General features: G+C 40.4%; 18 protein-coding genes. 5 read left to right on the forward strand and 13 right to left on the reverse strand.

What is annotated here, in order from left to right:
• Window positions 1-10: 10 nt before the first annotated feature.
• The 3 genes from fusA to rpsL all read right to left on the reverse strand — a co-directional run bounded on the left by fusA (window position 11) and on the right by rpsL (window position 3,082).
• Window positions 11-2,143, reverse strand: a complete 2,133-nt coding sequence (fusA, locus tag C7972_RS17450) for an elongation factor G (RefSeq protein ID WP_110357448.1) — start codon at window positions 2,141-2,143, stop codon at window positions 11-13.
• Between the two features lie 9 nt (window positions 2,144-2,152).
• Window positions 2,153-2,629: a 30S ribosomal protein S7 gene (gene rpsG, locus C7972_RS17455; RefSeq protein ID WP_072865355.1), complete on the reverse strand. Its 477-nt coding sequence runs from the start codon at window positions 2,627-2,629 to the stop codon at window positions 2,153-2,155.
• A gap of 78 nt (window positions 2,630-2,707) precedes the next feature.
• On the reverse strand, window positions 2,708-3,082 hold the full coding sequence (gene rpsL, locus C7972_RS17460) for a 30S ribosomal protein S12 (RefSeq protein ID WP_031445118.1): 375 nt from the start codon (window positions 3,080-3,082) through the stop codon (window positions 2,708-2,710).
• Window positions 3,083-3,655: 573 nt separating this feature from the next.
• Here rpsL and C7972_RS17465 point away from each other — a divergent pair.
• The 4 genes from C7972_RS17465 (at window position 3,656) to rlmB (ending at window position 10,246) form a co-directional block, all read left to right on the forward strand.
• A complete protein-coding gene (locus C7972_RS17465; RefSeq protein ID WP_110357449.1) occupies window positions 3,656-6,817 on the forward strand; it encodes a SusC/RagA family TonB-linked outer membrane protein in 3,162 nt (1,053 codons plus the stop codon).
• A gap of 11 nt (window positions 6,818-6,828) precedes the next feature.
• Window positions 6,829-8,529 carry a SusD/RagB family nutrient-binding outer membrane lipoprotein gene (locus C7972_RS17470; RefSeq protein ID WP_110357450.1) on the forward strand — a complete coding sequence of 567 codons (1,701 nt, stop codon included), beginning with the start codon at window positions 6,829-6,831 and terminating at the stop codon, window positions 8,527-8,529.
• A gap of 17 nt (window positions 8,530-8,546) precedes the next feature.
• On the forward strand, window positions 8,547-9,437 hold the full coding sequence (locus tag C7972_RS17475) for a hypothetical protein (RefSeq protein ID WP_110357451.1): 891 nt from the start codon (window positions 8,547-8,549) through the stop codon (window positions 9,435-9,437).
• Between the two features lie 68 nt (window positions 9,438-9,505).
• On the forward strand, window positions 9,506-10,246 hold the full coding sequence (gene rlmB, locus C7972_RS17480) for a 23S rRNA (guanosine(2251)-2'-O)-methyltransferase RlmB (protein ID WP_110357452.1): 741 nt from the start codon (window positions 9,506-9,508) through the stop codon (window positions 10,244-10,246).
• A 103-nt stretch (window positions 10,247-10,349) separates the two neighbouring features.
• Here the strand turns inward: rlmB and C7972_RS17485 are convergent, their stop codons facing one another.
• Entirely contained in the window at window positions 10,350-11,090 is a 741-nt protein-coding gene (locus tag C7972_RS17485; protein WP_110357453.1) for a rhomboid family intramembrane serine protease, read from the reverse strand.
• Between the two features lie 431 nt (window positions 11,091-11,521).
• On the opposite strand from C7972_RS17485, the gene C7972_RS17490 reads away from it, so the two are divergent.
• Entirely contained in the window at window positions 11,522-12,799 is a 1,278-nt protein-coding gene (locus tag C7972_RS17490) for a replication-associated recombination protein A (RefSeq protein ID WP_110357509.1), read from the forward strand.
• A gap of 101 nt (window positions 12,800-12,900) precedes the next feature.
• On the opposite strand, the gene C7972_RS17495 is transcribed toward C7972_RS17490, so the two are convergent.
• The 9 genes from C7972_RS17495 to C7972_RS17535 all read right to left on the reverse strand — a co-directional run bounded on the left by C7972_RS17495 (window position 12,901) and on the right by C7972_RS17535 (window position 21,732).
• Window positions 12,901-13,776 carry a hypothetical protein gene (locus tag C7972_RS17495; RefSeq protein WP_146216348.1) on the reverse strand — a complete coding sequence of 292 codons (876 nt, stop codon included), beginning with the start codon at window positions 13,774-13,776 and terminating at the stop codon, window positions 12,901-12,903.
• Between the two features lie 238 nt (window positions 13,777-14,014).
• Complete coding sequence (locus C7972_RS17500; protein WP_110357455.1) at window positions 14,015-15,451, reverse strand: DUF5723 family protein; 1,437 nt, start codon at window positions 15,449-15,451, stop codon at window positions 14,015-14,017.
• On the reverse strand, window positions 15,448-15,984 hold the full coding sequence (locus C7972_RS17505; RefSeq protein ID WP_110357456.1) for a hypothetical protein: 537 nt from the start codon (window positions 15,982-15,984) through the stop codon (window positions 15,448-15,450). Before C7972_RS17505 ends, C7972_RS17500 begins: the two co-directional genes overlap by 4 nt.
• Window positions 15,985-16,047: 63 nt before the next feature.
• On the reverse strand, window positions 16,048-16,737 hold the full coding sequence (locus tag C7972_RS17510) for a YjjG family noncanonical pyrimidine nucleotidase (protein WP_110357457.1): 690 nt from the start codon (window positions 16,735-16,737) through the stop codon (window positions 16,048-16,050).
• Complete coding sequence (locus C7972_RS17515) at window positions 16,730-18,025, reverse strand: polysaccharide deacetylase family protein (RefSeq protein WP_110357458.1); 1,296 nt, start codon at window positions 18,023-18,025, stop codon at window positions 16,730-16,732. Before C7972_RS17515 ends, C7972_RS17510 begins: the two co-directional genes overlap by 8 nt.
• Before the next feature lie 85 nt (window positions 18,026-18,110).
• The gene (gene radC, locus C7972_RS17520; protein WP_110357459.1) at window positions 18,111-18,809 is read right to left on the reverse strand and encodes a DNA repair protein RadC; all 699 of its coding nucleotides are present in this window, start codon (window positions 18,807-18,809) and stop codon (window positions 18,111-18,113) included.
• Window positions 18,810-18,967: 158 nt separating this feature from the next.
• Window positions 18,968-20,305 (reverse strand): Gfo/Idh/MocA family protein, encoded by a 1,338-nt coding sequence (locus tag C7972_RS17525; protein WP_110357460.1) that lies wholly within the window; start codon window positions 20,303-20,305, stop codon window positions 18,968-18,970.
• Window positions 20,306-20,359: 54 nt separating this feature from the next.
• Window positions 20,360-21,154 carry a DUF1080 domain-containing protein gene (locus C7972_RS17530; RefSeq protein ID WP_110357461.1) on the reverse strand — a complete coding sequence of 265 codons (795 nt, stop codon included), beginning with the start codon at window positions 21,152-21,154 and terminating at the stop codon, window positions 20,360-20,362.
• Between the two features lie 86 nt (window positions 21,155-21,240).
• Window positions 21,241-21,732: a VOC family protein gene (locus C7972_RS17535; RefSeq protein ID WP_110357462.1), complete on the reverse strand. Its 492-nt coding sequence runs from the start codon at window positions 21,730-21,732 to the stop codon at window positions 21,241-21,243.
• Window positions 21,733-21,765 lie beyond the last annotated feature (33 nt).

Consider the following 21,765-nt stretch of genomic DNA (forward strand, 5'->3'; position numbering starts at 1 on the left):
TTAGTACGATTTAAGCTGTTAATCCTTTTGCTTTCTTAATCACCTCTTCCGAAATATTGGATGGGGTTTCAGCGTAATGTGAAAATTCCATTGTAGAAGTTGCCCTACCGGATGACAAAGTCCTTAAAGAAGTTACATATCCAAACATCTCGGACAATGGCACTTCACCTTTGATAACCTTGGCACCTGCCCTGTCGTCCATATTGGTCACTGTTCCCCTTCTACGGTTCAAGTCACCCACTATATCACCCATGTTTTCCTCAGGAGTCAAAACTTCCAATTTCATGATAGGCTCCATAATGACAGCTCCAGCAGCTTTTCCAGCAGCTTTATAACCCATTTTTGCAGCCAATTCAAAAGATAGTGCATCAGAATCCACAGGGTGGAAAGATCCATCCTTAAGAACCACTTTCATTCTATCCATTTCATAACCGGCCAATGGTCCATTCTTCATAGCGGTTTTAAATCCTTTTTCAACAGGACCGATAAATTCTTTTGGTATACGTCCACCTTTGATTTCATCAACAAACTGTAAACCAGTTCCAACAAAATCCTCATCAGCAGGTCCCATCTCGAAGACAATATCCCCAAATTTACCACGACCACCAGATTGTTTTTTATAGACTTCCCTATGGGCAGCCATCTTGGTCAACGCCTCCTTGTATTCAACCTGAGGCTCACCTTGACTTACTTCAACCTTAAACTCACGTCTTAAACGGTCAACAATAATATCCAAGTGAAGCTCACCCATTCCGGAAATAATAGTCTGTCCGGAAGCTTCATCGGTTTTCACCTGGAACGTTGGATCCTCTTCGGCCAATTTAGCCAAAGCCATTCCCAACTTATCAACATCTGCCTTTGTCTTGGGCTCCACCGCAATACCGATTACAGGATCAGGGAAGTTCATACTCTCCAAAACAATTGGGTGTTTTTCATCGGACAGGGTATCCCCGGTCTTGATATCCTTAAACCCAACAGCTGCACCTATATCCCCAGCTTCTATATATTCAACCGCATTCTGCTTATTGGCATGCATTTGGTAAATTCTAGAAATACGTTCTTTGTTTCCAGAACGATTGTTCAAGACATAAGATCCTGCATCCAATCTACCTGAATACGCCCTAAAGAATGCCAAACGACCTACAAATGGATCGGTTGCAATCTTAAATGCCAAGGCAGCAAATGGCTCCTTAACACTTGGTTTCCTAGACTCGGGCTTTTCTGTATCAGGGTTGGTACCCACAATAGCATCCTTGTCCAAAGGCGATGGCAAATAGCGACATACAGCATCCAACAAGAACTGAACCCCTTTGTTTTTAAAGGAAGAACCACAGATCATAGGTATGATACTCATATCCATAACAGCAGCCCTTAAAGCAGCATGTACTTCATCTTCGGTAATGGAATCTTCGTCTTCGAAGAATTTTTCCATTAAAGTTTCATCATATTCGGCAACAGCCTCTATCAAGGCAGCCCTATATTCCTTAACCTCATCTTTCATGTCGGCCGGAATATCCACTACATCAAAGGTACCTCCAAAGTTGTCCTCATGCCATACAATAGCACGGTTTTTAACCAAGTCGACCACCCCTCTAAAATCAGCTTCATCACCAATAGGCAACACAATAGGCACCGCATTGGATTTCAACATCTCCCTAACCTGCTTGCACACGTTAAGAAAGTTGGACCCCTGACGGTCCATTTTGTTTACAAAGCCCATTCTTGGCACTTTGTAGTTATCGGCCAATCTCCAGTTAGTTTCGGATTGGGGCTCAACACCATCAACCGCACTAAATAAGAATACCAGGCCATCCAAGACTCTTAGGGAACGGTTTACCTCCACGGTAAAATCAACGTGTCCCGGAGTATCTATAATATTAAAGTGATAAGGTTTGGTCTCATCTATAACGGCCCCATTTTTCATAGGAAAATTCCACTCGCAGGTAGTAGCAGCGGAAGTAATGGTAATACCCCTTTCCTGCTCCTGCTCCATCCAGTCCATCGTAGCCGCACCATCGTGCACCTCACCTATTTTATGACTAACTCCCGTATAGAACAAAATCCTTTCGGTAGTAGTTGTTTTTCCAGCATCAATATGCGCTGCAATTCCAATGTTTCTTGTATATTTTAAATCTCTTGCCATTTCTGCTTATTAAAATCTAAAGTGTGAGAATGCCTTATTGGCCTCGGCCATCTTATGAGTATCCACTCTCTTCTTAACAGCAGCACCTTCCTCTTTTGATGCAGCCAATATTTCCCCTGCCAATTTTTGCGACATAGCCTTTTCATTTCTCTTACGGGAATAACTAATAAGCCACTTCATAGCGGTTGAAATTTTTCGATCCGGTCTGATCTGCATAGGAATCTGAAAAGTAGCTCCACCTACCCTTCTACTTCTTACCTCAACATGAGGCATCACATTGGACAATGCATCCTTCCATAGTTCCAATGCCGTTTTTTCTTCGTCTGTCTTTTTCTCTTCTACGATATCAATAGCATCGTAAAAAACTTTAAAGGCTACCGACTTCTTACCATCCCACATCATCATGTTAACAAAACGGGTCACCAACTGGTCATTAAACCTTGGATCTGGTAAAAGTGGTCTCTTTTTTGCCTGCTTTTTTCTCATTTCTTCTTTTTGAGTTAATGGTCAATAGCCATATATAAAAAGTACTTACTACTTTAATATGCAGCTTTTAACAAATTTTTACTTCTTAGGGCGTTTTGCTCCGTATTTAGATCTACGTTGTGTCCTTCCAGCAACACCTGCTGTATCCAAGGCACCTCTAACGATATGATACCTAACTCCCGGCAAATCCTTTACCCTTCCGCCCCTTACTAATACTATCGAGTGCTCTTGCAAATTGTGACCCTCACCTGGTATATAAGCGTTAACTTCCTTCCCGTTGGTCAACCTAACCCTTGCAACTTTTCGCATTGCAGAGTTTGGTTTCTTAGGAGTGGTAGTATAAACACGTGTACATACACCTCTTCTTTGAGGACACGAATCCAAAGCAGCCGATTTACTCTTCTTAGTAATCGTGACTCTTCCTTTTCGTACTAATTGTGAAATTGTTGGCATACTATTTTTGTATAATAATAACTTAACCCCTCTTTTAAGGGCTGGCAAATGTAGTAATTATTCACAATAATTCAAACCCTGTGCAATTTATTTTTTATATTTTTTGTCTGCAAGATATTCAGTAGCCTGGATTTAGATCCAAATGCCCTTTAAAATAAAGTTTCAAAACTACAAAAGGTGAAAAACGGGGATGGCGGAATTTGAATCAAAATAGATCAAGGACAAAGATTGAACACCATAAAAAAAGGGTTGTAAATTGACAAATCCTCAGCTTAAACGATTAATCCTATAAGATAAATCAATCAAAACCCCATATATCACCTAATAATTGTGATTATTGCGAATTTGTCAACAAATTATCGTTTTTTTTGAAAAAAATTCCTACAATAAAGTCAGACAGTTGTTTTAAATGTAAAAATGCCACTCATATATGTGTTAAAAATGTAACATTAGGACCTTACAGAGCCTTTTTTAACAATATTTTCTTATGCATGCATAAGAAAATGGTCCCAAAACTTGTTTTATTAACAAGGAATTAAGATTTTTGCAGCTGCTAATTCAAATAAACATAAAATGAAAACAAAGTTAAGTGGAATCCTAACGCTGTTTCTAGCGTTGATTGTGCAATTATCCTTTGCGCAAGAAAAAACGATTTCCGGTACGGTAACGGACCAAGACGGTCTGCCACTACCTGGTGTGAACATCTTAGTAGAGGGCACAACAACAGGAACACAATCCGATTTCGATGGACTTTATTCCATCAAGGCCAACGTAGGACAAGTCCTTGTATACTCCTATATAGGGCAGCGAAATGTTAGAATGACCATAGGTGCCAGCAATACCATCGACGTCCAAATGGAAGAAGATGCACAGGCGTTGGAAGAGGTTGTGGTTACAGCATTCGGAATTAAAAGAAAACCCAAATCTTTAGGGTATTCGGTGGCATCCGTAAAATCGGATGAAATAACAGAGAATTCCGAACCAGACCTTATACGTTCCCTTAACGGTAAGGTTCCTGGAGTAGACGTCAACGTCTCAACGGGGGTTGCCGGGGCTGCCAACAAAATTAATATTCGTGGAACAACTTCATTTCAAGGGGGGAACCAACCGTTATTTGTTGTAGATGGTACTCCTTATAGTAATGACGAATTGGAAACCTCCGATCAGGTTATTGATAGTGGTGGTAGTTACGAATCAGGGATATCCTCTTTGGACCCAAATGACATTGCCAATGTTGAAGTATTAAAAGGAGCAGTTGCAGCCGCGCTTTATGGTTCCAGAGCCGTTAACGGGGTTATTGTTATCACCACTAAATCAGGTCAGTCGGGCGGGTTTTCAAATAAGAAATTTGAAGTCTCCCTGAATAGCGGGCTTTATTTTGAAAAAATAGCCAACCTTCCAGAATACCAAAATACCTACGGTAACGGAACCAACTTCAATTACAATAATGCCAACGGTTCTTGGGGTGCAAGATTCGATTCTCTTGAAACCATCCCTACTTGGGGGCCACTATTGGATGCTTTCCCAGATTTATTTGGACCTACGGTTCCCTATGTAGCACAACCTAACAATGTTAAGGATTTGTTCAGGACAGGTATTGTACGGGATAATTCGGTCAACATTAGTACGGCCAATGAAAATTCCAATTTTAGCCTAACCCTTTCCAATCTTGATCAAGAAGGGTATATTCCTTATAATACATATAAAAGGACCAATATTTCCACAGGAGGTAATTTTAAACTGGAAAATGGTCTAAGGATCGGAGCCAATTTAAGTTATTCAGATAGTGAACAAGTAGGTGCTTTCTTTGGTGAAAATCAATATGCCGGAGCCGCTTCCTCCTTTGCAAGAACAATGGTACTGGGAAGGACATGGGATTTCAACTTACCTTATGAGCACCCGGTAACTGGCGCACCTGTAGTTCCAAATGGAGGTTATGACCACCCTTTATGGTCATGGAAACACAACCAGATAATAAGTAGTGTCAACAGAACTGTGGCCAATGTGAATTTTTCATATGATTTTAACGACCACATAAATGCCAGATATCAATTAGGTATTAACAAATATAATTTGGGAAGGGTAGAAATCACTGATAAAGGTTCTAGGGCAGCCGCTGGCATAGGCCAAGTAAGAACCCAAGATTACGACAGTGAAGAAATTGAATCTACCTTCTTGTTAACCTTTAATTATGATTTGGCCCAAGATTTGAACCTAAATCTAATGGTAGGGAACAACGTAAACCAAAAATCTACCCACGACGTTGGTTATACTGGTACCGGCCTTATTGCGGATGACATATTTACCATTAAAAATACCGCCAATGTCACAGCCGATTTTAACGATACTACGAGAAAACGGATAGTTGGTGTATTTGGTGATATGGGCTTAAACTATAAGGACTATTTATTCTTAAATGCCACCGCAAGAAATGACTGGTCCTCAACATTACCAAAAAATGGCAATAGTTTCCTATATCCTTCCGTATCCACATCCTTTATTTTTACGGATGCCTTGGGCATAAGTGGCGATATAATGAACTATGGTAAAATTAGAGGGGGATGGGCCAACGTTGGCCGTGACGCCGATGCTTATCAAATCAATAAAGTGTATGGCTTAGGCGATGTATATGCCGGACAACCCGTTGTCTTTGTACCCACCACTTTAGGGAATCCGGATTTGGTTCCCGAAAACACCGAGGAATTTGAAATTGGAGCTGATCTAGAGTTTTTCAACAGACGTGTTATGGTCGATTTCACCTGGTACCAGAAGACGACGACCGATTTGATTTCCAAAGTAAATGTTCCAACCTCTACCGGTTATTCCTCATTCCTTACCAACATAGGTGAAATGGAAAACAAAGGGGTCGAGATTGGATTGACACTGATCCCGGTTAGAACCGATAACTTTAGTTGGACATCCTTTACGTCATTTACCAAAAACACAAATGAAGTTAAAGAATTGATTGACGGATTGGAAAGGTTTCCTATTGATGTTAACCAGATTGCCTATGTTCAAAAAGGACAGCCATTTGGTGTTTTCTACGGAACGGCATTTGCCCGGGATGATGAAGGAAATTATTTAATAGAAGAAGGTGGCGGCGGTATTTTACAAGCCACATCGGATGCGGTCATAGGAGACCCGACCCCCGATTTTAAAATTGGGTTTACCAACACCTTTAAATATAAAACCTTAAGCCTGAGAGCTCAGGTTGACTGGAAAGAAGGAGGGGATTTTTCCTCATCGGGCCTAGAGGCATTATTAGGTAGAGGGGTAACCAAGGATACCGAAGACAGGGAGCGTACTTTTATAATACCTGGAGTATATGGTAATCCAACGACCGGTGAACCTATTCTGGATGGTTCTGGAAACAAAATTCCAAATACCACACAAATAACTATGAACAACCTATATTTCTCACCTACTACCAATAGTAACACTTTTGGTATTAATACAGTGGATGAGGGCAACATCTATGACGGTACCGTTTATAGGTTAAGAGAGCTTTCCTTGGCATACGAGCTGCCGAAAAAGTTTCTTGAAAAAACATTTATCGGCTCTTTGTCCATCGCCCTAATCGGGAATAATCTATGGTATTTCGCACCCAACGTGCCTAAGTATACCAATTATGACCCTGACGTAAATGCCTATGGAGCATCCAACCTACAAGGCATTGAAACTCAATCTGCACCAAGTTCCAAAAGATATGGTTTTAAGATTAATGTAACATTTTAATAAAAAAAACTATGAAAAATATATATAAAATAAATCTGAAAAGCCGATCAATGTTCGCTGCAGCATTGTTGTCCTTACTTTTCTACAATTGTAGCGACTATTTGGATGTGAATACAGATCCCAATAATCCTACGGTGGCACCCTTGGATCAGTTATTGACCAATATTGAAACTAATTTTAACGATATCACGGAATTTGAACTTTATTCGGCAGAAATTCTATCTGCCTATGTTCACCAATTTACGTTCCGTGAAGAACAGGATCAATACGGAACAAGGCAGGATAATTCCAACATACAGAATTCATGGGACAATGCCTATTCCGTTTTTGGCGAAACAGACATCATCATTAACCAAGGGACCGAGGAAAACGAAATGATCATGGTTGGTATGGCGAAAATCCTTAAAGCCTATACTGCAACCATCATTGTGAATATATGGGGTGATGCACCCTTTACGGAAGCTGCCCAATTGGCAGGTGGGATGGTGAGTCCCGTATTCGACGATCAACAGGACATTTACCAAAATGCCCTTACATTGATAGATGAAGGTATAGCCAATATCAATAGTGGTCAAGGTGTAAATCCTGGTACCCAAGATCTTTTTTATGGAGGTAGTATTGCACAATGGACCAGGTTTGCAAATACACTTAAACTAAAGCTTTATAATGAGATTAGATTATCTAGCTTGTTTGATGCAGGCAAACTGAGCACCCTGGTTGCCTCCGATAATTTTATGTCCGGAATTGCTGATGATTTTGAATATCCCTATTCAACAACACAATCCCCTTCTGACGAAAGAAATCCCCTATATACAGATTCATATTTGACCGGACAGGCTACACATTATGCCAGTCCCTGGTTTTATGAGATCTTACAAGGTTGGAACCCCAACATTCACAATGGTGTGGCCGATCCTAGATTACCCTACTATTTCTTTAATCAATTAACCCCTGGAGAATTGCCTCCAGATGTTGGAGATCCTACAACAGGAGATCCAAAGGCCGATTATTGGGATAGAAATACAGGATTCCATACTATTAGATTTGGTAGTGTAAGTGCCAATAGGGATTTTGCTTCCAGAAATTCTTCGACCTATCCAGGAATCTATCCTGCAGGGGGAAAATACGACGATGGTCAAGGTGGAGCCGCCGATACCAATGCAGGGACAGGTGCTGCTCCCCACAGAATACTGACATATCATGAATTTCTGTTTATTCAGGCCGAATTAATGCAGGCAAATTTAATCCCTGGGGATGCCAAAGCCAAATTGGAAGAAGCCATCACCGCTGCTTTTGCAAAAGTAGATCAGGTAGTCAGCAATTCCGGAACAAGCCAAACCGTACCAAAACTGATTGGATCCACCGCTGTAACCGATTTTATTGATGGGATCTTGGCCGAATTTGACGCTGCCTCCGATACCAAGAAAATGGAAATCATTATGACCCAAAAATGGGTGTCGACTTTTGGCGACCCCTTTGACCAATACAATGATTATCGAAGAACCGGATTCCCTGTATTGGCAAATCCAGTTGGCCCCTCTCCTGAATACCAATTGGACAATGGAGATGATTGGCCATTGCTTGACAGTGAGACAACCCTATCAAGACCGTTCCAGCTTTCCTTATTCTGGCCACAAGCTGAATTGAACGTTAATGAAAATGCACCTACCCAGAAAGATGCAACTACGTACAAAATATTTTGGGACAATTAATACATAAAATTCACAACATGAAAAACATATATATATTAAGCCTATTTTTAGCCCTATTTGTGCTAAATACGTCCTGCGATGATGACGGAGGTACTTCGGCTATCGACACCTCTTATGGGGCTTTGCCCGATTTGAAGCTGGCAGACGGTAGTCCAGAATTTATTGTCAACACTACTTTTCCTACCCTGGAGTTAAAATTTCAAGTAGATTTGAGTGTAGGCGAACCTCAGTCCTATGATTTAAAAGCGCTTTACAAAACTGTTGATGGCGACATTTATGGACCAGTGACAATAGATGCCAATGTAACAACTTTTCCCAAGGATTATGTAATTACCGGTTCAGAAGTTATCAGTGCATTTTCCGAAATTAGTTCATCTTCAGATATGAATGCCGGGGACAATATATTGTTCTACCCAGTTTTTACCATGGAGGATGGCACCGTATTGGAAATCCTAAATAAAGAAGGTCAGCCTAATTACTATGCACCGGATTTCAACGCAGTGGAAAATAATGCTTATACCTATTTTTTAGCTTATCCTGTAACTTGTGCTCCCCAACCAGGTGTATACCGAATTGACATGCACGATATTTTCGATGATGGATGGCAGACAAATGACGGGAATGGCGGAAATGGACTACAATTAATCTTGGATGGCGAGATTGTAGCTGAAGTAGGATTGTGCAATCCTTATGTAGACAGTCCTTTCGAATGTGTAGGCGATTATAGTAATGGCACCGCCACTGTAACTATCCCGGAAGGTACGGAGGTGGCCGTATGGCAATTTCCAGGCGACCAATATGATGAAATAAGCTTTGAAATTTATGGGCCAAATGATGAGCTCCTGTTAGAATCAGGGGTTGGCGAATCTGCTGGAGGCCCCTTAACGGTAATTCTTTGTGCCGAATAAGTTGGCAACCATAATTTACTTGTAAAAACCACCCTGAAAAGGGTGGTTTTTTTATTTACCTTTACCCCATGAAGAACACAGAACAAATCTATGGCATCAGGGCTGTAATTGAAGCTATAAAATCCAATGAACCCATAGACAAGGTTTTTATCCAAAAAGGCCTTAAGGGCGATCTTTCCAGGGATATGGAAACGCTGATCCGCAAAAATGGTATTAGCTCTTCCTATGTCCCCATTGAAAAACTGAACAGGCTTACAAAGAGTAACCATCAGGGTGTTGTTGCCAATATATCCCCAATCACCTTTTTAACCGTGGAAGAATTGGTTGAAAAAACATTGGAAACCAAGACAACTCCCCTTTTCCTATTACTGGACCAACTTTCGGATGTGCGTAACTTTGGCGCTATCATAAGAACGGCCGAATGTACCGGAGTAGACGGAATCATAATCCAAAAAAAAGGAGCTGCACCCGTAACCGCAGATACCATTAAAACCTCTGCAGGTGCTGCTTTTCGGGTGCCAATCGCCAAAATAGACCACATAAAGGATGCCGTATTCTATTTACAGGCATCAGGAATAAAGGTAATTGCCGCAACCGAGAAAACGGATAACACCATATACGAAGTTTCCTTTAAGGAACCGTGCGGCATAATCATGGGATCCGAAGATGTGGGCATCTCCCCATCCATTCTAAAGGCTGCGGACCATATGGCAAAGCTTCCCCTACTTGGGGAAATTGGATCCCTCAATGTTTCAGTTGCCTGTGGAGTCTTCCTGTACGAAGCGGTAAGGCAGCGACAGGAATTATAGGATAACTACCCATTAAATCGATAACATTTAAATTTCAATTATTCCATAGGAGTCGAGCCTTGGTGCATCAATTCCTTTACAGGCAGGAAGTGTTAGGGTTTGCCTAATTTTCTTCTGTCCCTTCCCCTGAGTCCTTTTTGAAATGATATTTAACAATTACATCATCTTCTTGGCTAGGGGGCCTGCTCTCTATAAAATTCCCGTGTTCGTCAAAATGTTTTAGAAATTCATCTTCTTCCTCGTCATAATCCTCCTTTTCCCAATCATATTTTTTTAATTTGGGCAGAGGAGCCTTCATGACAAATGCCAAAAATATACCTGTGACAAATCCACCTAAATGCCCCTCCCAGGAAATACCGTCCTCCACTGGAAAAATGTACCACAACAAACTACCATAGATAAAGACCACCATCAAGGATAATGCTACCAAGCGGTAATGCTTGGAAATAATTCCTTTAAAAAAAATAAAACTCACCAATACATAGATCAATCCACTGGCACCAATATGGTGGGATGGCCTTCCTATGAGCCAGGTTATAGCCCCGGATAACAGAATTCCCCACAACAATACCCTAAAGGCTATATTCCTATAAAAATATGCAAGGGATGCCGTAAGTATGGCAATTGGAATGGTATTGTTATAGAGATGTTCCACAGACGAATGTATGAACGGACTCAAGACAATACCCCTTAATCCCTTTAAGGTTCGTGGATAAACACCGTAATCGTTAAAATTGACCTGAAACCGGATTTCAAACCAATAAACGGTCCAAATAGAGAGTACCGCCAGCAATGGAAGTATTATTACCCAATTGGAGAATTTAAAATAGTTGCTTTCTGTCATTCCTGAATTATAAAACTTAATTAAATGGCCCTGTTGATCCTCATCAAGACCTAAACCTAGTTTGCGGTACCCTTCTCAAGACGGGTACCTTTTTGATGCTTCATTTAAACCTTTACAAAATCGGAGGCTTTTGGCACTTATGTTCAATTTTGCAAAACGAAAAATAACCAACACCAAAACTTTACAAAAATGAACCCCTTTTACCCATTACAAAATACTTAAAGCTACATTTAGTTGGCCTTTAAAGAGGATTTTTTTTGTACTGTGTTCCAATTACCCTCATTAGCGGAAATATAAAACTTTATTCAATAGTCTGGCCAAGAATCCATTTTCGGTAAAAATGTCATTCCTGTATTTCTTCCACTAAAAATTCTCTTTTTAAAGTCACGAAAGGAAACCTCCTTATGCCAACTTTGTTTTATTTTTACATTATGAACGAGCCACTAGCAGAGCGGGTACGCCCCAAAACCTTGGAAGATTATATAAGCCAGAATCATTTGGTAGGCGAAAATGGATCATTGACCCATCAAATTAAGAAAGGGATTTTGCCTTCCTTGATTCTTTGGGGCCCTCCCGGTACAGGTAAAACAACCTTGGCCAATATTATAGCCGTTACAAGTGGACGACCTTTTTACACTCTAAGTGCCATTAGTAGTGGTGTTAAGGATATACGGGAAGTCATAGAAAAGGCCAAACAAAGTGGGGGTTTGTTCACCACCAAAAACCCAATACTCTTTATTGATGAAATTCATCGCTTTAGCAAATCGCAGCAGGATTCCTTGTTAGGGGCCGTTGAAAAGGGATGGGTGACCCTCATTGGTGCCACAACCGAAAACCCCAGCTTCGAGGTCATTCCCGCCCTTCTATCCCGATGCCAGGTATACATTCTAAACCCTTTTGGCAAAGAAGATCTTATAGCCATGCTCCATAGGGCCATGGCAGAGGACAAATATTTAAAATCCAAAAAAATTAAACTCAAGGAAACAGAGGCCCTACTTCGACTCTCTGGTGGTGATGGCAGAAAATTGCTCAATATATTTGAGCTGATCATCAATTCCGAAGAAACGGATATCGTTACCATTACAGACGATCTTGTTTTGAGTAAGATCCAAAAAAACACAGTCCTGTACGATAAAACCGGAGAGCAACACTACGACATTATCTCTGCTTTTATAAAATCGATTAGGGGAAGCGACCCCAATGCCGCGGTTTATTGGTTGGCCAGAATGATAGAAGGCGGAGAGGATGTAAAATTTATTGCACGGCGCCTACTTATCCTAGCCTCCGAAGATATTGGAAATGCCAACCCTACAGCCTTGGTGATGGCAAATACAACCTTTCAGGCCGTTACTACCATAGGATATCCAGAAGCCAGGATCATATTGAGTCAGTGTGTCATTTATTTGGCCACGTCGCCAAAGAGCAATGCAAGCTATATGGCCATAAATAAGGCCCAGCAAACAGTTAAACAAACAGGGGATCTATCCGTTCCCTTGGCATTGCGAAATGCGCCCACCAAGCTAATGAAAGACTTAGGTTACGGGGAGGATTATAAATATGCCCATGACTATGACAATAATTTTATCGCCGAGGAATTTATGCCCAAGGAAGTAGCCAAAACCAGCTTTTACCGCCCTGGCAATAATCAGAGGGAAAATGCCATCAAAGATTTCCTAAAAAAACGGTGGAAAGATAAATACGAACTTTAAACTGGCTCAATCCAACAATGCCCATTTAATCACCAATACCCCCTCACACTCAGCCCAGAGCCTATTCGCTGCCCTAACACCATTAAACACAAGAAAGCATCTTAGAATTTAATATTCAGTTCTTGGCCCATTAACTTGTCGCCCTCGTAATATTCAAAGTACCACTTTTCACCTTTTTTCAGAACCACACCATTATGTACTTCTCCTTCGGCAATATAAAAATTGGCCTGGGAGGTAGCATATATTTTTAATGTAATTTTAGGTGTGCTGTCTACCAACTGAAATCCGTTTGCAATGGCCTGTGCGTATAATACCCCAACACCATCTGTTTTATAATCTACTTTTGGCAATGCTTTGGCGGGACTAATTTCCGCTTTGGTAATATTGGACTGTACCGGTTCCCTATTTTTATAGGACTGCTCCTCTAAAGTTGCTGTTTGTTGAACTACCGGATTCGGTGTACTTTGTTTTGGCTCCACATTGGATCTCCCTTCAATTCTTTTAACATCATTTTTAAAGCTAACGGCCGGGGCTGCATTATTCCCCGTTGGCTCAAATTTATATCCAATCCCTGATAAAGATTTAAAACATTCCTTTATAGCTTCCGAATAGGCAGATTTGAAGTCTTTCTCCTTACTACTACCTTCCACGGTAGTGTAGACCTCTTTAGACTGACAATCCTTGAGCGTTAAGGTTACTTTGGTGGTGAACATGGACGAATCATCCTTAAGGTTCAAAAGCAGACCAAGACACCTGTTGGCCAACAGATCTTCGGGCATGTCACTGTCATAAACTGCCGTAAATCCATTTTCCACAAGATTATATTTGATCAAGGTACTGGTCTGATACTGATTCTCATGTTTAAAAGCTTCAAATTTGACCGGAACTATAATGTACTTGTATTTGTTTAATTCGGCTTGTGCCATACCATAAAAGCCACACAATAAGATAAGGGGTAAAAAAAAGTTTTTCATCATTTCAAAATTTCATAGTTAGTGTTGACAATGCCGCCCGGCGCTTTTTGAATTCCATATTCGATAAAATAATAGGTCCATCATCCTTTTGTGATCTATTTACGGGCAAAAAATTATAGACATAAATAATAATGAAAGCAAAAACTAAACCAATACGGCCTTACTCAATAAGAAACTTTAAATATTATTCCTTCTATCGGGGCCTTTAAGCACATAAATGTTGGTTTCAAAAGTTCAACTATTATTTCTTCCCCCAAGATATAATATTTAATCCTAATTGAAAAGAGGAGTAGTGACTATCCGCAAGGTTCTTATAGGCCAATAGGTTGTCTGCCATAACATAGATGTTTACGGGACCAGCCTGTAGATTAAGTCCCAAACCTATATTGCTCCAGGAAAACTTATCTATTGTGTAGGTCGTTTTTAGTGCCAAAGCCCTTCCAAATCTTCTTAAATAAAAGGCTGTAAGTGCTGCTTGTGGCCCTCTTGGTCTGTTGATTACGTACAGTTGTCCCCCAACACCATTTGCATATTTAGTGTTATCCCTCCTTTTGGAAACCATATAATTACAATCGCAATCCATATTGCCATTGGAGGGTTCCCCCCAATTATAACGTATGGATCCATAGAGTTTGGTAGGCCTAAAATAAATATAGCTCTTATCATTGGTCCCATGAGGAACCAATGCATCCACCTCATCCACTAAATTTTGCCAAAAGTCGTCATTGGAGTTCGAAAATGCATCCGGTAAAATAACTTCTATTCCCTCCACTGTGGCATTGCCCTCTATGGTATAGTTTTTAACATCTGTGGAACTATAAATGAATCCCAAGTCCAATAAACTTCCGGTTATTACAGTCTGCTTGTTAAGTTTATAGGTAAATCCAAGATCTATCCCCAATCCCAAATCCCCCCCAAAAAATAATCTTCTTGTCAATAATCCAGGTAAAAGGGAACTGTCATTGTCCAGGGCGTCCTCAATTTCATTAAGACCGGAGGACCTCAATTCCAAGTCGGCATCAATGGTATTGGCCAAGAGATTGTTTTGCCCCTCATTGGTTACAAAATAGCCTTTGTTTTTAGTAGACGAAAAGTTAAAGGCACTGGAGTATATTTTGGCTCTTCCCCCAAGGGTAAGGGCCCCATCAATTCTTTTGTTTATTCCGAAATGAAAGACATTGAGCATTTCCCCCCGTGTTTTTAAGTGTCCGAGGTCAAATTTTCTTCCCAATTGGTCGGCATTGCCCTCAAAGGCCAAGATGGCATAATCTTTAAACCAATAGCCAATGGCATCACCTTCGTTGTAAATCCCAAATGAAAAGAAATTATCTGGATTACGGCCGCGAAAACCTCCATTCAATAATTCAACCTGATAAGTGCCGCTTAGTTCGTCACGGGTATTCATCCCATATATAGCCCTTTCCCTGACCTTTACATTAAAATCAACTCCGTCATCAGCAAACAGATCGTTTACCGTTAGCCCACTGCTCCCAGCCTGAAACGAAATCCCGGATACTACTGGGATTCCGGCATACCACTGAAAGTCTGTGGACATTCCGGGATTGATCATTAGCGCTTGGGGAATCTCCGTAAAATCGTACAAAATCTGTTTATTCTGGGCAGTAACAAAAATACAGCCCAAGAACCAGGATAATAAGAGAAGTTTACCTTGCCTCATTTTAAACGAAGTCTGAATTTACCACTGGACCTAAAAATAATCTTAGGGTCCGGGAGGTTGGATACACTATTATTATCTCCTAAATTAAGAACACTGACCTGAATACTGGAAGTATTCTTTATGATTTCAATGCTGCGCCCAGTACCATAGGCCACCTGTAATTGCAAAAGGGACGTTGGAGCCGGATCTATATGAAAATATTGGGTATCAATGGTATTTCCACCTTCATCCAAAAATTCAACCGTGGCCTCCATTTCCTTGCTGGTGGTATTTTCAATTTCGTAAAAAATAAATCCATCCAAAACCCGGTCCGAGAAAGCATCTACACTAAATCCGTCAAAATTAAAATCCTGGGAATAAAAATTCTGTCCGGGAATTTCATTTAACAGTCTTTCGGGTGATTCCAAATACAAAATACTGGCCTCAATCGTAGGAACAATTTCCAAATCATCATATTGGTCGAAGTTTTGCCTTTCTATACAGGAATAGAGTGCAAGCAAAAAAAAAGCGGGAAGCAAAATTTTATTTTTCATACCAAACTCTCCAAGAACAACTACTGGTACCGTGTTGTTATAGTGTTACTCTAAAGTATAACTCTATAAATAGGATTTTATTTCACTCAAATCGTGAATCATATGGCAATATTCGTGCTTTGGTTCATTATTGGCGTTGAAATGAAGGGTATGCAGGCCCACAGACTTTGCTCCTAAGATATCTGCCTCCAGGCTGTCTCCGATCATCAAGGAATTTTGGGGCAATACATTGGCCATTTCAAGAGCCAATTTAAAGATAATTGGGTCGGGTTTTTTAACTCCGGCCATTTCCGAATTGATTATATGCTCAAAATAATTGTGAATATTGGCACTGCGTAATTTTTTGTGCTGTATTTCCTCAAAGCCGTTAGTGATGATATGCAATTTATAATTGGGCTTCAAGTAGTCCAGAACCTCGGTGGTATTTGGAAAAAGATGGTTATAAGAGGACAAATGTTCTATATATTGATCGGATAAAATGTGGATTAATTCATTGGACATGGAATACCCCAGCGTATCAAAGGTAATTTTCAATCTTTGGAACCTCAATTCATTTTTGGTAATTTTTCCTTCCCGATAAAGCTTCCAAAATTCAAAATTTATGGGGATATATACTTTTAAAAAATCATTGGGCTCCACGCTAACAGAATTCTCCGAAAGAATTTTTTGAAACGTCAAAGCCGAATTTTTTTCAAAATCCCATAGGGTATGATCCAAATCAAAGAAAATATCGGTAACAAGGTGCTTAAACATTTACTCGTTTTAGGATACTACTATATAATTTTTTCCAATTCAATTTACTTTCACCCCCAATTAATTCGTTCGAAAAAACAGTAATGAAATTACCGTTTACCTTTTTTGCTTCCAAATACAACCTTTCCACAGCGGAAAAGGCCTCTGTCCTATTCCTGTATTTCAATAAGCCATAATCGTGTACGGCAAAAGGATGTATCTTAATGGGCTGCTGTACCTCCAAGGGAATATCATAAAAATAAAAGGGGGTACAGGTACCTGCCCTAAATCCAATTTCGTGGGTATATCCCATGGTATAGTCATCCGTAAATCCTGCTTCTATCAAATTCCTGTACGTTTCCGGAACGTCTACCCTGTTATAGCGCATACGGGAACTACCAACAGGTCTATTGATTACATTGGAAAGATTTCTTTTCTCTTCCTTAAGCAGTGTTATGTCATTAAAGGAACTATAGGAACAAGACAGAGAAACCTTATCGTAATCCGCCACGGACTTGATCAGGTACTTGAATTTATTATTGTTGGGGGACACATTTTTGTCATATGTGGAATACTCCGCGAACTGGAAAAAGAACATACCCTTTACCTTGTTGTTCTTGTGCAATTCAATAAGCTCGTAGAAATTGTCATAGGGATCTTTTTTTAATTTTAACCATACCGAAACCCGGTCAAAAACCCTTCGGATCTTTAGGGAAGCAAGATCAAAAAGAAATCCCGACATACCCCGAATAAAACCTCTATGGGCAAAACAATGGGAACTGGAAACATCTATAATAGAGGTATAATTGTAATTTCTTGGTTTGTGCTTAAGATCCTTAAATTTATCCTTTAGAGCGGATAATAATTTTTGGGCCCAAATATCCACTAAGGGCTTTTCCAGAAAATGATGTTGAAAGGCCAAACTGTCTTTGGGTGAAAATCTACCGTGCATGTCCTTTACGTGGGGCAAATACTCTTCATACCTACTCAACATGTAAAAACTTGCAGAAAAAATATCAAAAGGCAGATTGCTTCTTTCCCCGGTAGCAAAAAAACAAGGTGTACCCTGCCAATCCGCCACATAGATCTGTATGTCGTTAATTCCCTGTTCAAACAACAAGTCGTTGCTCCGAACAAAGAATTCGTTCTGTAAGGGTTGTTTGGTGTAAGTTATCTTTGGCCCTGTATGTTTAATAAAATCCTCAACCTTGGTGGTATAGGTAACCTCTATTCCCAAAAGAGTTGTGAATATATGCCGCATAATATAACTGAAGCGATGAGTAATTTTATGGGTGTAGATAAGCAACATAACTTTTTACTTAGTCCTTTTTGTGAAGTCCTGCATTTTTGAATTCGGGAGTTACTACCGAAATCCATAAATTACAAGCCCTAAATTAAAGGATATTTTCATCTGCAAAACTAAAGTATTCTTTTTGTGTGATGATGATATGATCCAAAACTTTTATATCCAAGGCTTCTGCCGCTACCTTTAGTTTTCTTGTAATTTGTCTATCGGCCTCACTTGGCCTTAAAGTACCCGAAGGGTGGTTATGTGCCAAAATCAATCCTACTGCGCCAAGTTCCAAGGCTTGTTTCAACACTAAGCGAACGTCTACCAATGTCCCAGTAATACCCCCCTTGCTTAGTTGCCCGGCCTGTAGCACGGCGTTGGAATTATTAAGAAAAACTATCCAAAACTCCTCATGTGGCAGCTCTCCCATGGTAGGCTGTAAAAGTTCGAATACATTTTTACTACTTTTGATTTTCGTTATTTTCTGAGCCTCTTCTCCCCTACGTCTCCTCCCTATTTCCAAGGCAGCAGCAATAGAAACCGCCTTGGCCTCCCCTATGCCCTTAAATTGCATTAGTTGTTTAAGGGACAATTTACCCAACTCGTTCAGATTGTTGTTTACCGAAGCCAAAATGCGTTTCGAAAGCTCAACGGCGCTTTCGTTCCTACTTCCCGAACCAATTAATATGGCTATCAGTTCTGCGTCGGAAAGAATGGATTTTCCTTTTTGCACCAATTTCTCCCGAGGTTTATCATCATCGGACCAATTTTTAATAGAGAAGGAAGATGGCTTTTGTTGCATAACCTAAAGATAAGAATCTTATAGTTTAATCATGATTTCAAAACAGAATATTACGTAGGCCTTGGATCAAAAAATTATGAATAAAAAGCCCATCTGCCATTTTCCAACGGAATGGCAGATAGGCTAATATCACTTATGTAAACCTAAAGTATTGAGTTTTAGAAATCCCTATAAGGGGCATCTAGGAACTTATTGGCCTCGGGTTCGGAAAATCTTGCGGTGGCATTATCCCAATGCAATGTCTTATTGGGGAAACGACCCGCAATGACCCCCAACAAAATAGTTTCGGTAAGTCTGGCCGAATATTCAAAGGGGGCACTACATTCGGCTTTGCCCAAACAAGCGTCCACAAACTGATGGTAGTGTTTGTTGCCTTCGGAATCATAGTCCCTCACCGGCTCCCCAATAGCCTCTTGATCCTTAATTATGGACAAATCCAGTTCCTGATATTTACCATCTACGATAAGTCTGGGCAATTCCATAAAATGCGGCAATAAAAGTCTACCTTTTTCACCGACAAACATGGCCCCTTGATTAGGTAATTTCTCATTATTGGGCAACCTCAGATCTTTATGTTTTCCAGGGGCCCCTTTGCCATCATACCAAATCCATTTTAAGGTATCCGCTGTATATTCGGTACCTGGAAAGGTATAGGTAACAGTGTTTTTTTCAGGAAATCCAAATCCCGTTGGTTTTCTACATTGGTTCTTTATGGTCATGGGCACGTCCAATTTAAGGGCGTTGTAGGGAGTATCAAAAATATGTACGCCCATATCGCCCAAGGTACCACAACCATAGTCCAATAATTTTCTCCAGTTGGCCGGATGGTAATACCCTTCCTTATAGGGTCTTTCCGCAGAAGTACCCAACCAAAGGTTCCAATCCAAATTATCGGGTACCGGATCTGACCCTTTGGGTTCTGGACCATCAAAGCCCCAGTTCTTTGGAGACCACGCCCTAACCGTGCTTACCTTCCCTATTATACCGGATTGGATCAATAAGGTAGCCAATTTATAATCGTAAAAAGAATGTACCTGAATGCCCATTTGGGTCACTAGGTTTTTTTCCTTTGCCATTTTGCGCATAGCCCTGGCTTCCACCACGTGATGGGTAAGGGGTTTTTGACAATAGACAGGTTTACCAATTTCCATTGCCATCATGGATGCAGGGGCATGGGTATGATCCGGGGTAGAGACTATTACCGCATCTATATCGCTCTTCATTTCTTTGAGCATCACCCTATAATCCTTATAGACTGCAGCGTTTGGATGCAATTTTTTGGCCTCTGCCAATGCCTTGGAATCAACATCGCAAAGTGCTACCACATCCACCAATTCATGGGAAGAAATGGAAGCAAGGTCGTTCCCTCCCATATTACTAACACCGATATGGGCAGTTCTTAAACGACCATTTTTGGACAAGGCCCAAACGGAGGATGGCAGAAGAGCCGTTAAACCCAAGGCTGCGGTACTTTTTAAAAAGTCTCTTTTTTTCATAAGTAAGTTTTTTTATTGTTTTTAACGGTCAAACCAAACCGACAGAATTAAGTTCTATAATTTTCTAATCTTTATATTTCTAAACCAAATGGGACTTGAGTGATCCTGAAAACCGATATACCCAGACTTGAACTTGCCATAATATTCCTCATCCTTCCATTTCCCGGAATTTTTTCTTTCATACCAATCTTTGGACCAAGGCACAAAAGATAGCACTTTTTTCCCATTGAGCCAGTGCTCTACTCGCTCCGGTGTAAATACTATTTTGGAAGAGTTCCACTCTCCCACAGGATTCAATATTTTTTGTTCCGGATCGGCCACATGCATGGCATAATCCGAAGCGGTCTGTTGTAGGGGTTGCAGTTCCGCAGGATTCTCGGTATGCCCTAGACTAAGGTTGTATTCCGTTAAATCATGGATTTTTGCATAGTTTTCATCATCGATCAACTGGTACTCTGGAGAGATATTTGGTGGCCCGGCATTGGGAATACCTTCCTTTAGGTGATAAAAAATTCCGCTATTGCCCCCTTTGGGCAACTTCCATTCCACATACAACTCAAAATTATCAAATTCTTCCAATCCATAGATTATATCCTTTCCACCCTTATAATCCTGCTCCAGTCCCAATTCGGTGTCAAATGTCAACACACTGTCCTTTACGACCCAACCGGGAGGCAAAGTGTCTCCATTGTATGCTCTCCATCCGTTGGTAGTTACCCCATCAAAAAGGTATATCCAATTTTCGGCTTCTACTGTTGTTTCAGCTTTAGCTTCAGGTTTGGCGTCGGTTTTAGTTTTACAGGAAGACAGTAGTAAAACTACAGAAAAGATAGTCGGTAGTATTTTCATTCAATTATTTCATTTATAGTATTAATAAAACTTCAAGATAAAAATTTTTTCACAAAAGACTTAAAATATGAAAGTGTAATTCAATCTTATTCCAGTTCCTGTAACAAACTCACCATATTTAGTGGTTTGGTGAACATTGTCAAGGATCCGTACGGCTCATAGGTCCAAAGACTTTTTGGGCGATCCCAATACAATTCCACTCCATTTTTATCGGGGTCATTTAAATAAATGGCTTCAGACACACCATGGTCACTAGCTCCGGTCAAGGGATATTCTGCCTTCCTCAAACGGGAGTATATTTCTGCAAGATCCTTTCTTGTAGGGTATAAAATTGCCGTATGAAATAAGCCTACGCTATTGGTATGGGCAGGGGGTTGCCCTTTGGAATGCCACGTATTTAAACCAATATGATGGTGGTATCCACCGGCCGAAATAAAGGCGGCCTGATCTCCGTACATGGTGGTGACTTCAAAACCTAAAAGATTACAATAAAAGTTTAACGATCGTGCCAGGTCGGCCACTTTCAAATGCACATGGCCTATTCGTGTTTGGGAAGGAATGGTATATTTATTGTCCATTAGAGGAGTAAATTAAACGTAAATCTCAAATTG

Origin of the sequence: Arenibacter sp. ARW7G5Y1 (assembly GCF_003201775.1) — a bacterium.
In the GTDB taxonomy this organism is placed as follows: domain Bacteria; phylum Bacteroidota; class Bacteroidia; order Flavobacteriales; family Flavobacteriaceae; genus Arenibacter.